Source organism: Myroides sp. LJL119 (assembly GCF_054871605.1).
The window spans coordinates 441,659-454,396 of the sequence record NZ_JBTXLO010000002.1 but is presented as its reverse complement, the minus strand read 5'-3'; the positions used below and the strand labels follow the sequence as shown (position 1 = coordinate 454,396).

The following is a 12,738-nucleotide window of genomic DNA, read 5'->3' as shown; positions in this document are numbered from 1 at the left end:
CTTGTTACATTATCAAAACTGTTTTTTTCTTGAGATAAAAAATTTTAATTTTCTTTTTTATAATAAAAAAATATAATCCTTTTAAAAACATGCAACAAAACGTTGACTTACATCAAATAATAGATTCCATTGATTTACTACCTGCAGATAGTAAAAAGCTTTTAATGGACAATTTCACCCACCTTAGTTACCCCAAAGGACATATTTTATTAAAGGATAATTTGGCTCAAAATCACTTTTACTTTATAAAAAAAGGAATACTACGCGCTTTTGCTGGATTCGAGCAAAAAGATGTTACTTTTTGGTTTGGCACCCCTGGTGAACCGGTTTTATCCATGGTAAGTTATGTTTTTAATCAAAAAAGCTACGAAACCATTGAACTACTACAAGATGCTGATTTATATCACATTGAAATATCGACTTTGAATCAATTGTATCAAAAGGATATTTATTTGGCTAATTGGGCAAGAAAATTAGCTGAAAAAGAATTATATAAATTAGAGAGTCGTATTGTTCAAAACAGGGTTTTAACTGCTAAACAGCGTTATTTAGATCTAATGATTAATCATCCTTGTATTATTCAAAATGTACCATTAAAACATATTGCTTCCTATTTGGGCATCACCCCGGTTAGTCTTAGCCGAATAAGAAAGGAAATTTAAAACCTAATTGGCAAAAAACCGATGACCTGTTATGTTTTAGAAATATTACTTATCATAGGATAATTTTTTAGTTTGTTTTTAACCCTAGTTTTGCCTTTGAAACAATCCAAATTTTTATCCTAAAATGCTATTTAACAACCGTATTGGTTCTTTAAAAAAAACCATAGGTGATTACCTATCTAAAAAAAGTGCACTAACTTTATTTTTTGTTTGGCTAATGGTGGCTGGGTCCAACTTTTTCTCACTCTATTTACAACCTGATTCACTTGGAATATTTAAAACAGGGCTTTTATTTATAGCTGTGGTTTTGATTATTATCATAGCTTCTTTTTTAGTAGTTAAAAAAGCCCATACCTTAGCTGTAATTCTATCGGAGCCTTATGGAACCCTTATTTTAACTTTATCCATTGTTAGTATAGAGGTTATTTTAATTGTTGCGGTATTAACCAGTGAAACACCTGATCCATTTATTGCTAAGAATTCTATTTTCTCGGTAATGATGATTATTTTAAATTTAATTATAGGACTTTGTATCTTATTGGGTGCAAATAAATTCAAAGAATTGAAATTCAACCCGCAAGGAAGTTTTACTTATTTGGGAATGATTTTAATTTTGGCAAGTATCTCGATGATTCTACCCAATTATCTACCCCAAGGGCAACAGGGTATTTTTACCCCTTCACAAAGTTTATTTATAGCAGTTTTAACCTTTTTATTATATGGTATATTTCTGTGGTATCAAACCGCCAAATATCCTAAAAGCTATATAAAACTAGATAAAACCCAACAAAACTCCAAAAAACCAACTCACCACACAAAGCCGGGCTTATTGGAACATAAGGCTAAAAAAGGATTAATAACTAGGGTTGTAATTCACAGTATTTTACTTGTATTTATGATCTTACCTATTGCTTTTTTATCCGATGTGCTGGCCAAAACGGTAGATTATGGGATTAGTTATTATAAGCTACCTGGTATTTTAAGTGGTGTAATTATAGCTGTTATTGTCTTTACTCCCGAGTCTTTAACCAGCATTAAAGCAGTGTTAAATAACGAATTTCAAAGGGCTATTAACCTATGCCACGGTGCTTTTGTCTCTACGGTAGGTTTAACCATACCAGGGGTGTTTATAACAAGCTTAGTGTTTCAAAAAACCCTAAAAATGGGACTTTTACCCTGGGAAAGTTTCTTTTTTATTGTGACTTTAGCCCTTAGCTACATGTCTTTATCTTATAGGCGAGTAACTCCTATTTGGGGTGTGATGCACCTGGGGCTATTTCTAGTATTTCTAATGATGTTATTTGTTGAATAAACCAAAGAAAACTTCTTTATTTAAAAGGTAAACCGAACCGATACCACTACTTGCATAGGACGAATTTCATAGATAGTTTGTGAGCTTTGAATCTGACTTATAACCACTTGATTATATTGCTTTTGATTTAAAATATTTTGCCAAGCCAGATCGATATCTACCTTTTTCTTATCCCATTTAAAACGGTAGACTAAATCCATAAATCTACTTGAGAAATGTTGGGAATCAAACTGATTTTCTTTATACTCCAATTTGTAAATCAAACTATGGGATTTTAAAGGAATTACATCCAGAGAAAATTCATGAGCACTTTGATAAAAGCCTGTTGAACTCTCTGCATTAGTGCTTCTAGTGGACTGGTTGTAGGTAAAGTTATAATTGAAATTCAACCAATTCAAGTGATTATTACTCAAATTAAGACCATAGGACTGATTATTAGTTTTTACATCTAAGAGTTCTTGGTTGACTAAAACATCACTTTTTTGGGTATTTATGGCGTAGTTAAGTCTTAAATTTGTACTAAAATCAGCGAAAAATTTACCCACACCAACACTTAATCGATATGAATTAGTATTGTTGTTTTTTTGGATTGCCTTTATAATTTCTTGCCCATTTGCATCAATATCACGCGATAAAATGATTTTGTTATGGGTATAAGTTGAATTTAAACTGGCATTGGCAAAAAGTCCGTTAAAAGGGTTTTTATACTCCATGCGTAAATTGGGAGTAAATCCACTAGAGTCTTCAATGGTACTTTGATAAGCACTAAAATTTAAACCACTGAAAATATAATTGGGGTATAATTGGGATACCGGAGTAAAGGTATTAAAATAATTAATACTCCCTACAAAGGTAATCATACCATTTAAGCGATACGTCAAAGATGCTCGAGGTAGAATATTAAATCTGTTTTTGGTATTATTTGAATCCAGTGAATTATCTTTTAAGACAAGAGAATTATAAGAAATAGGCAAAGAGAAGCTAAAATCCCAACTTACTCCCTTGAAATAAAGCCTGGAGTTTAATGCGTTAGAAAACTGATGATAAATCAAGTCATTTTGGTAATTCTCCCCCAGGTTAACTCCCTGGGAATTATAGCCAAATAATTGGGTATTAAAATCTTTATGGATATACAACAAGTTGTATTCTTGGGTTAAGGTCCACTTTTTTAAAGTCCAAGAAACCGAAATGGCATTTTGGGTATAAAAGGTCTTATCATTAAAGAACTGCTTTAACTCTTGATAAGAATCCAAATCTGAATTGGGAAACTCTAAATTGCCATTGGGAATCACCCCATAGTTCTGTTTATCTGTGGTGTAATCGATGATGCTTTTAAAATTACCCATCTTTTTTGATCCAAAGGGAATCAAGGATGTAAAGCTGTTTTGTAAAGAAAACGATGGGGAGAAAACACTTTGAGAAATCGGATCATTATTTTGCAATAATAAACCACGGTTTTTATTTTGCTTTACATTTAAAGTTAGAATGTTTTTTAAATAATTCTCTTTACCATTACGAGTCAAGGTTAATTTGCCTTGTAATTCTTGGTCAAATAGATGATCATCTTGATCCCTTGTATAGGTAATGGCATTTTTTTGGGGGGTTGTGGAATCCAAAAGATAGATCTGCGTGGTTTGAATAGCACCTTGTTTTATATAATTATTAAAATAAAACACATTGGTATTTAACTCCAAGTCCTTACCAAAGCTGTTTAAGAAGTTTGCAGACACTAAATTGGTTTTATTAAACAAATAACGTGATCGCTTAATATCAGGTGATCCAATCCCGGAGATAGATAACGTGTTTCCAGCTGTCTTTTTATAGCTATAAACATCAAATTCGGAGAAAGATCCGAAGCTTCTAAATTTATTAAAAGGCTCCTCTCCGGTATTATTTGCATCATAGCTCACAAGGTACTGCAATCCCTTGGAGAAAAACATAGGTGAAACAGAGGCATTATACAACAAAGGACTAGCCCCTAAACCAAGTTTTCCACTTCCACTAAAGCTGACCTTGTTTTTTAATCGAATATTAATGGCTGCATCCGAAGAGGCTATCTTGCCTTGTAACATTTTAATGGGCTGGTGATTCTCTAACACTTCCAATTTACTTACATGTAAATTCGGAAGAGCCTTTGTAATGGCCCCATATCCACCTTGCATTAAATCTTTACCTTCGACATAAAACTTATTGATAGACTTTCCTTGGTATTGAATCTCTCCGGTGGAAAGTACCTCTAAGCCTGGCATCTTTTTAATAACATCCTCTAAAACGCGATCATTTTTAGAGGCAAACGAATTTAAATCAAATACCAAAGTATCATTATGTTGGGTAATTAAAGATGCTTTGATAAAGATTTCCTCTAAAATGGTTTCTTCTGGGATTAACTCTAGTAGTAAATCCTTGGTAGGTAAGGTTAATTCTTGTTCTAAAACACCATAATTCATTAAAAAAGCTCGAAGAATAACCTGGGTTTGATCCCCTTTATATGCAATACTAAACTCTCCCTTGTCATTGGAATTACTATAGGCTAAAATAGCTTTGGTTTGTGGATCTAAAATGGAAACACTAACCCCAGGTAAGGTATTGGTTAACTCATCACTGATTCTACCTTTAATTAGGTTTTGAGCCTTAGCAGTAAAGCAAAAAATAACAAATAACAAAACGGTGTACCTCATAAAACTACTTGTCTGGTGGATTTATACATTTTTAATAAAAACAAAAAACAAAACTCCCGGTTTTACCTAAAGTTCTAATAACTCTACTTACTAAAAAAAGGTAGAACCATAATACAACTGGGGTATCGGAAATTTAAATCTTGTTTTTTAGGGTTTATAAAAACCTACATTAGCATACTATTTTTTAATGTTTTTAGCTGCTTTAATTCTTTGTAAAGCCAAGCTAAGACACAGTTTTTTTAAAACCTTTTTTCCAACTACTAGATTTGGTTTTTATTTAAAGCTTAAAAATGCACCTTTACAAAAAAAAACAGCCATTAGCTGCTTTTATGTTTAAATCCATGGAATTTAGCATTTACCAAGGGTCTATTAAAATGATAAATCATCTAAAACCACTTTATAGTTATCAAAATTTTATTTAAAAAAATAAATATATACAAAAAATACCATATCAAACAACTATTTACAAAAACTCTATTTATATAAATTAACTAAAATTATAGTAAATTACTCCTATCTTAAAAAACAAAAAAACGAGCCATCTTTATTTACTAAAGTATGACTCGTTTTAAAATATAATAATAAAATTGATATGGTTATTTTTGTTGTGGCAAACTCCTTGTTAACCATCCACTTCTACTTGCTGTGGCAATAGCATAGGGAGTAATCCAAAATAAAGTAAAGGTATAAAATACACTATAGCTATAGGCCCAAAAAGAATCTTTAATATTGTATCTCTTTGCGTAGAACATTACTTGAATGGAAGAGAAAATTAATATACCAAAAAGAGCAGTTGTAATGGATCTAATTGGGAATAGAACTAAAAAATACAACATCAAGAAGGTTAATGGATAAGCCAGTAGAACTTTTAACCATTGATTTATAAGAAGAACACGAGCCCCAAGGGTGGATCCTACTCTAAATTTTGTAAAAGCAAACCTACTCATCATAATATTTTCCCTTACATTGCTTCTCTCCCAACGGATAAACATTTTATAAAGTCCTTTGTATTTCTCAGGCGTATTGGTCAATACATAGGCATTTTTTTGAAATAATACATGATAACCTTGTTTTAATATAAAATTGGTCATCGAACGGTCCTCTCCTATATCCGAGGCTACTCCCATAAAGGTCTGATTAATCCAGGAATCCAAGGCGTTTAAAACTGCATCTTTTTTATAAGCAGCTAAGGCGCCAGGGGTACACAAAACCGTTTTAAGATTACTTTGAGCCGAGCGTACAAATTCAAAACTAAATACAAAACTCACATTTAGCATTTTTGGAATAATTCCCTTTTCTTTATTTAACACCAAAACATTACCAGCTACCGCCCCACATAAAGGATCATTAACAAAAGGACTTACCATTTGTCTTATTGTGTCATTTCTTACAATTGAATCACTATCTACTGTAACAAATACATCACCTTTACCTAATTTAAAACCGCGATATAAAGCCTGTCGTTTACCTAAATTTTTGGGTTGCTGATATATTTTAATTTTCCCTGGTAATTCTAAAGCAGCTTTTTGCATCCAATGCCATGTATCATCCTGGCTACCATCATCAAAGGAGAGAATCTCAAGTTTATCACTCGGATAATTACTTTGAGCTAAACTATAAAGGGTATCATATACAAGTTTTCCTTCATTAAAAGCAGGCACAATTACCGTACACACGGGAAGATCTTGATCTAAGGCTGGCCCAATGGGTTTATATTTAAAGTAATTATAAACCAAGAACAATAAAAACAATACCTCGATACTTAACAACACAATACTAACTCCTACCATAACCTGACCAATAATTCCAAAGTCAGGATCTTGGGTATAATTAAAATAGGGATAAAAATTATAAACTATTAATGCACTGCAAAATAACAAGGCAAAAGTAATAAAAAGTACTCCATAGTCTTTCCAAGAAAGTACACTAGGAGCAAATGCAAATTTTGAATTTAAATTAGTTTTCATAATAATACGTGAATAAGCCAATTAAAAAACTTAAAAAAAGTGAAATCAAGCTTGGCTACCTATTTCACTGTGAAAAGCTAAAATAGTTTGTTAACTATTTTACGGCCTACTTTCTATTTATAATTCAATATACATGCCAAGACACAATCCCCTTACCAAAGGGCCTGGTAAAAGCTATATTACACCTCACTTTGGGGTTAATAGCTACACTTTTTACTAAAAACACCAAATACAACTAACTGATTATAACCTTTTTACATTGTTAATTTTAACATAACGCACTTTTAAAGAATTAGTTTATTTTAGAAAATAAATAATAAACCACTAGTTAATCATTACCGCAGCTATAGACTGATATAACGTAAAAAAAAAATAAAAATCTTCGTGTTTTACTTTAGTTTTCTCTTTTGGGGGGCGTGTAAGGAATTTACCAAAAAAAGATAAATAAGTTATCCTTTGATTAATGGGTTCTTTTACAATACGTGTTTAAACAATACCCAATTTAAATTCACTTGCTGGCCGCATATATAGAGCTCTTTAGGGAGGTAGCGAGATTTTGGTTTTTAATTGGAGTTTTTTATTAACTCCTTAAAACTAGATTCTAGCACAAGCAAGGTCTTTTGGTAATGCACTGTGCTTTTAGCGATTTATTGTCTTATTTTTAGTTGACTTGCAGTTCTTAAGTTAACTAAAAAAGACACAAGCCTACAACTTTCTCTTATTTTAAACGGCCTTTTTATGATTCAGCAAAGAGGTTTGCTTATTACGTAGTTTTTAAAAAAACACCAGGTAACAAAAACCTATTAAACTACCCTAAAAACACCTTTGTAATAGTTCAGGTTTTAGTAAAACATCTTTTTAAAACAACAGCCTGAATAATTGCTACTATCTTTGCCTTAACGTGATTAAGTATAACAGCTTTTTTAAATAGCCTTTTTTTATCCAACTTCTACTAAATAAAACAAAACATGAAAACAAAAACCACTGGGTATAAAAAAATATTATTTGCTTTATGTACAACTACCGCACTGATCATTTATTTATGTCAAAGAAATGGCCTTGTTTTAGCTAGTTGGATAAACAATTATGTCAATGATTTTTTAACCCTTCCCATTGTTTTAAGTATAAGTGTTTTTTTAGTTAGAAAATTAAAAAAAGATCCCTCCATCAAGCTTTCTATTTCCTTAATTATAGTGGTGGCTATTTTCTACAGCGTGTATTTTGAGTATTACCTACCACCTGTTAACCCTCGTTACACCAAGGATCCGATTGATATCTTACTTTATTTTCTAGGTGGGTTTAGCTACTATTTTGTCAACAAAACCCTATAGGTGTTTTACTTTAAGCTAAAGCTGTGTTTTTAATAGAAAACACTTAAGATGCAGAAACATCATTTTTAGAGGCTTCAAGTCTTTGGTTTACATAAAATATCAGGGGAATTCCATAGGTTACAGGACCTACTTTATTGGGTGGCCAAAAAACAGTTTTTTTGGTAAAAAAGCGCTTGTTGATCTTCTTAGTCTATAAATAATTGCATAAACTAACATAACAAACCCCGTATGCTTTTAAAAGAAAAAGCATCTAGTTTTACAAAACAACATTACTTTAAAGTAGACAAGCTTGAATTCTTTGGATTTACAATTATAATATCCGAATTATTCTGCAAGGCTGGTAGCTCGAGGCTTTTTTGATAAAATGCCTTTATTAAAGTACTATCACCTTGTTCCTTATAAACCAAATGGGAATCTATTTGCTTTTCAAATCCCGTAATACGATGGGTATGTTTTTTACCTGAGCAACCCACTTGCAAACAAAGCCCTACCATTATAACAAACAAGCCTATTTTTCTCATAACCAGTCAAAGATTATATTTCTATCAAAACCAGTAAGTTACAAAAAAACTTTTACTAAAAACACCTTTTTAATCTTTACGATGTCCTACCCCCCCACTTTAAAGGCCATATCTGGTTTGTAATAAAAACCCTTATAATACCTTGGCTACTTCAAAGTGCATTCCATCTTGCCTTGTAAAATGGCCGCCCCAATAAAATCCATATTCATTTGCCAAGGGTACTAATTCTCTAATAGAACCCTTTTTACCTAAAACCTGTGGCTGTTTATTAAAACCATTCCATTGCATATTAATGTCAAAAGCAGTACCAAAACAATGATTGGATAATTTTGTGGTAGATCCCCGAATAAAGCGTGGGTTATAACTCCCACCGTAACTAAGTAATAAAGATAGCATACCTTGTTTTTCAACTTCATTAAAAAAACCACGTAATTGTTCACGTGCTTTGCGGTGAAAACGTATAACCCGGTCTTTGGCCCCAAAGATGTGCTTTAATTGTGGTATATCCACTTGAACAATATTCTGAGTCTCAAAATCATTGACAATCAAAACTCGTTCCGGATTATCTCTAGTTGGCTGGTGAATAAACTCTATTTCTCCAAATGTTTGAAATAACAACTCATCGGATTCCAAGCAACTAAACTCGGGTTTTATAGGAAAGTCTTTGGTTTGTGTGTAAAAGAACTTCATTCCGTCTTTGTATGCTTCAAACCAAGTCTTGTTTCCAATGTTACCATCACAAACCAGTTTTTTCTTGTTTTGATATCTTTTAATACAAGCTAAAAAAGCTGCATCATAATAATCATCAATTAAACCACTGTAATTACCTAAAAGACTTTGAAATCTTTTCCACTGGATAATTAATGGGTTTGTTGTATTGGGTTTTAATGTTTGAATTTTCATAAATATAATTTTAGTTAAACGTATCTTGATCCATAAAATCTATCTAGTATGACTATAAAATAATATTACCACAACATGGCTTAGCCATAATTGGTTTCTAAGTCTTAGAAATAGAATTCCAAAAAGAGTATTCTCACGCGCAGCTCCCCATATGGTATGGCATTGTATATCTTATTAATCGTATTTTTATAAACTCTAACAACCACTTTATAAAAGAGTTGATACCATTTTGAAAAAATCATTTTTTCAATAATCTACACAAAGCCTATTATTACTTAAAAAGCTCCTTAGTCTTTGTAAAAAAAGTTAGTTAGTCGAAGTTTTATGCCCTTACAAGGGCAATTGATCAAATCCAACAAGCTTTGGATTTAATCATTTAGTAAGTATGAAAACCAAATTAGTAGATGAAAATTTGGCTAATAATTCTTTTTAGATCTCTAGTAAACAAATACTGTTTTACTACAAACCTATTTTTAAAAAGCAATAGTTTCCTCTATTATAGATTAAAAAATAATCCTGTTTTTTGATAAAAACTTATTGTCTTTATAATTGTTATTTTTATTTACTTGAGCCTATGTATAACCATCTGTTATTTAAGACAGAGTTTTTAAACCATCCTATAATTATTTCTCTTTGTACCTATGCCCTGGTATACTCTTGTCGTTTCTATAGCCTGAATCCTTAAAAGGCTCCTTATTTGTTTGGTCCTTAACACTCCCAAGCCCCTTTTGATCTTTGCAATCTGAATCCTTAAAAGACTGCTTATTTGTTTGGTATTTAACACCCGGGATACTCTTATCGTTTCTATAGCCAGCTTGCGGGTACCACTGGGTTGTGTGGGTATTTAAATCATAGGTACAGACTAATGGTAAACAATGATTCTCTATGGACTTAAAATCGTTTAATGAGAATCTAATATATACGTTATTTAAACTATTTTGGTTTGCCCCTGACATACAAGACTCATTTATCGGCTTATTATAAAAAGGTCCGTTTATTGTTTGGCTAATCAGCCTATAGCTCTTTACAGGATAAAGGTTATTTACTTGATTTACCCCTGTTTTAAAGCTCTGTGAATTATCCTTAGAAATAAACTCGCCCTTGCTAAGACAATTTTTTTTATTCTCAGGGTAAAACTGATCACCATTATCGTGTTTGTTTTGATTAGGAGTTTGCATGGTATTGAAGTTTTAATTAATAAATCTTTAGTGACAGCTAGTACTTTATTAATACCTTCTTTAATTTATATACTACAAAAATTATGCTTAAAAACATCCATATGATTATCCGAGTGCGTTTAACATAACTAACTTATACTTAAAACCTTAAATATAAATAGGTAGTTTAACCACAATACAGATAATTTATTAAATACTTAAGTCTAATTCACTAAAAAATCGCTGATATTATAAAAAACAAAAAACTTTAAAAAAAATAATAACCTGACTTTTAATTACTTATGTGTTTAATAGTTTAAAAATCCTGGGTAATTATTACTCACTGTGAGTAGTTATATTTTTATTTTAAAAACCCGATCTATTATACTGCAGAACTATCGCTTTATTTGGTATCTAGCATGAATTTTGTCTTTATATAAAGACTAATCAAAAATTATCAAATTATGTCAAATTCAAAAAAAAATCAAATTCAGAATGACCAAAAGTCCGAAAAAAGGCAAGAAATCCCTGGTAATGAATTAGCAATGAAAAACTATCCAGATCATGGGGAGTACAGTTATTGCGGCAATGGACTATTTAAAGGTAAAACCGTTGTGATCACTGGGGGTGACTCTGGTATTGGTAAGGCTACCGCTATTGCTTTTGCCAGAGAGGGAGCAAATGTGGTTATTGTATATTTATCAGCCTTAGAACAAGCAGATGCACTAGATACTTTAAAGTGGATTAAAAAAGCTGGGGTTCAAGCCATGGCCTTTGAACTAGACTTAACCAAGGCAAAGAATTGTAAAAAAGTTGTGGAGCAAACCGTAAAGAGATTTAAAAAGATAGATGTTCTAATAAATAATGCGGCTTTTCAAAAACAACATAACACCTTTTATGATATCACCATAGCGGATTGGAAAAAAACCTATGCTACCAATGTGGATGCCTTATTTTACATGGTAAAATATGCACTGGACCATATACCAGAAAAAGGCAGTATTATCAATACCACCTCTATAAATGTATACCAGCCCAACCCTAGTCTTTTAGCTTACGCCTCCACAAAGGCAGCTATTGAGAATTTAACGGCTAGTATGGGGGAGTTGTTTTTACAACAAGGAAAAAACATACGTGTTAACGCGGTGGCCCCGGGTCCTATATGGACACCTTTGATTCCAACTACTTTATCGGATTTAAAGAATTTTGGAAAAAACACACCCCTTGGTAGAGCTGGACAGCCTAAAGAAATCGCGCCTTTATATATTTTCTTAGCAAGTGAGGCAGCCTCCTATGTAAGTGGAGCAACTTTTGCGGCAACAGGTGGTCGAACAACCCTGTGATGTAATGCAGTAAAAAAACCAACTTGTAATTAGCAATTGGAGTTAAACAAAAAACTACCCAAACACACTAGTTATAAGGCAGTCTTAACCAAAAAAAAAGCAATTTGTATTTACCTTAATTCCCTTTAGAGTCAAGTATACCATCTACAGATAAAAATACAAGGGGGTACCTAAGGTAAATTAAACAAAATAAAAAACCGCCCAAAATACTAGCAATCAGGCGGTCTTAACGTAAAAAAAAATAAGCAATTTCTATTTGATGTAATTCATTTTTAGTTCATTTGCGGACTCTAAATGTTTTCTTGTTTCTAAAAGGGTATTATTTAATTCTCCTTTTATACTGGATTGATCTGTTTCTTGAATTCCTGTTAACAAAACATCTACTGCTTTGTTATGCTTTTTAATAATAATATCAATCCATTGTTTATCGAATTTATTGGTAGGAGTATTTTCCAAATCTTGGATATTTTCCCAATCCATAGCCGATAAATTACTTGGTACTACATAATTATGATCCTTTGCTAAAGAATTTAACTTACCTAAACGACTTGTATGTTGCTTCTCTAATTGATCGGCATACTCTTTAACCTTAGCGCTACTTGTTTTGCGCTTTGCTACTTTAGCTAGCTCAATTTCATACAGCTGAGAATTAACCACTTCAACTAATATATCTGAGTTTTGTTTAGCCTGAGGGCTTTTGTGATCACTAAAGGGGTTTAATTGGTCGTCTTGGTTCTGTGGTAGATTGGCCCTGTTTTGTTCTTTGGCCATTTTTTCTGGGTCTTTTGCTGTAGATTGCTTACATCCAGAGCAAATTCCCAATACCAGTGTTGCTATAAAAAGCATTTTTATATATATTTTCAT

10 protein-coding genes are annotated in these 12,738 nt (G+C 32.0%); 4 read left to right on the top strand and 6 right to left on the bottom strand.

What is annotated here, in order from left to right; translation table 11 throughout:
- Nucleotides 1-89: 89 nt before the first annotated feature.
- On the top strand, nt 90-662 hold the full coding sequence (locus tag ACYSNV_RS04825; RefSeq protein WP_461761435.1) for a Crp/Fnr family transcriptional regulator: 573 nt from the start codon (nt 90-92) through the stop codon (nt 660-662).
- A 124-nt stretch (nt 663-786) separates the two neighbouring features.
- Complete coding sequence (locus tag ACYSNV_RS04820) at nt 787-1,974, top strand: calcium:cation antiporter (protein WP_461761434.1); 1,188 nt, start codon at nt 787-789, stop codon at nt 1,972-1,974.
- Nucleotides 1,975-1,994: 20 nt separating this feature from the next.
- On the opposite strand, the gene ACYSNV_RS04815 is transcribed toward ACYSNV_RS04820, so the two are convergent.
- Together ACYSNV_RS04815 and ACYSNV_RS04810 are read right to left on the bottom strand one after the other, a co-directional pair.
- Nucleotides 1,995-4,652, bottom strand: coding sequence for a peptidase associated domain and porin domain-containing protein (locus ACYSNV_RS04815; protein WP_461761433.1), 2,658 nt, complete (start codon nt 4,650-4,652; stop codon nt 1,995-1,997).
- Nucleotides 4,653-5,248: 596 nt separating this feature from the next.
- Nucleotides 5,249-6,619: a glycosyltransferase family 2 protein gene (locus ACYSNV_RS04810; RefSeq protein ID WP_461761432.1), complete on the bottom strand. Its 1,371-nt coding sequence runs from the start codon at nt 6,617-6,619 to the stop codon at nt 5,249-5,251.
- 968 nt (nt 6,620-7,587) lie between these two features.
- Here ACYSNV_RS04810 and ACYSNV_RS04805 point away from each other — a divergent pair.
- Nucleotides 7,588-7,950 carry a hypothetical protein gene (locus ACYSNV_RS04805; RefSeq protein ID WP_461761431.1) on the top strand — a complete coding sequence of 121 codons (363 nt, stop codon included), beginning with the start codon at nt 7,588-7,590 and terminating at the stop codon, nt 7,948-7,950.
- 269 nt (nt 7,951-8,219) lie between these two features.
- Here ACYSNV_RS04805 and ACYSNV_RS04800 read toward each other — a convergent pair whose 3' ends face one another.
- The 3 genes from ACYSNV_RS04800 to ACYSNV_RS04790 form a co-directional block, all read right to left on the bottom strand.
- Nucleotides 8,220-8,471: a hypothetical protein gene (locus ACYSNV_RS04800; protein ID WP_461761430.1), complete on the bottom strand. Its 252-nt coding sequence runs from the start codon at nt 8,469-8,471 to the stop codon at nt 8,220-8,222.
- Between the two features lie 132 nt (nt 8,472-8,603).
- Nucleotides 8,604-9,374 (bottom strand): M15 family metallopeptidase, encoded by a 771-nt coding sequence (locus ACYSNV_RS04795; RefSeq protein ID WP_461761429.1) that lies wholly within the window; start codon nt 9,372-9,374, stop codon nt 8,604-8,606.
- 623 nt (nt 9,375-9,997) lie between these two features.
- Nucleotides 9,998-10,552: a hypothetical protein gene (locus ACYSNV_RS04790; protein WP_461761428.1), complete on the bottom strand. Its 555-nt coding sequence runs from the start codon at nt 10,550-10,552 to the stop codon at nt 9,998-10,000.
- Nucleotides 10,553-10,995: 443 nt separating this feature from the next.
- Between ACYSNV_RS04790 and ACYSNV_RS04785 the strand changes: the two genes are divergently transcribed.
- Nucleotides 10,996-11,874: an SDR family oxidoreductase gene (locus ACYSNV_RS04785; protein WP_461761427.1), complete on the top strand. Its 879-nt coding sequence runs from the start codon at nt 10,996-10,998 to the stop codon at nt 11,872-11,874.
- Nucleotides 11,875-12,126: 252 nt separating this feature from the next.
- Here the strand turns inward: ACYSNV_RS04785 and ACYSNV_RS04780 are convergent, their stop codons facing one another.
- Nucleotides 12,127-12,738, bottom strand: a complete 612-nt coding sequence (locus tag ACYSNV_RS04780; protein ID WP_461761426.1) for a DUF4142 domain-containing protein — start codon at nt 12,736-12,738, stop codon at nt 12,127-12,129.

Coding starts and splice junctions, on each gene's coding strand:
- ACYSNV_RS04825 (WP_461761435.1), top strand. CDS start 90: ATGCAACAAAACGTTGACTTACATCAAATAATAGATTCCATTGATTTA.
- ACYSNV_RS04820 (WP_461761434.1), top strand. CDS start 787: ATGCTATTTAACAACCGTATTGGTTCTTTAAAAAAAACCATAGGTGAT.
- ACYSNV_RS04815 (WP_461761433.1), bottom strand. CDS start 4,652: ATGAGGTACACCGTTTTGTTATTTGTTATTTTTTGCTTTACTGCTAAG.
- ACYSNV_RS04810 (WP_461761432.1), bottom strand. CDS start 6,619: ATGAAAACTAATTTAAATTCAAAATTTGCATTTGCTCCTAGTGTACTT.
- ACYSNV_RS04805 (WP_461761431.1), top strand. CDS start 7,588: ATGAAAACAAAAACCACTGGGTATAAAAAAATATTATTTGCTTTATGT.
- ACYSNV_RS04800 (WP_461761430.1), bottom strand. CDS start 8,471: ATGAGAAAAATAGGCTTGTTTGTTATAATGGTAGGGCTTTGTTTGCAA.
- ACYSNV_RS04795 (WP_461761429.1), bottom strand. CDS start 9,374: ATGAAAATTCAAACATTAAAACCCAATACAACAAACCCATTAATTATC.
- ACYSNV_RS04790 (WP_461761428.1), bottom strand. CDS start 10,552: ATGCAAACTCCTAATCAAAACAAACACGATAATGGTGATCAGTTTTAC.
- ACYSNV_RS04785 (WP_461761427.1), top strand. CDS start 10,996: ATGTCAAATTCAAAAAAAAATCAAATTCAGAATGACCAAAAGTCCGAA.
- ACYSNV_RS04780 (WP_461761426.1), bottom strand. CDS start 12,738: ATGAAAATATATATAAAAATGCTTTTTATAGCAACACTGGTATTGGGA.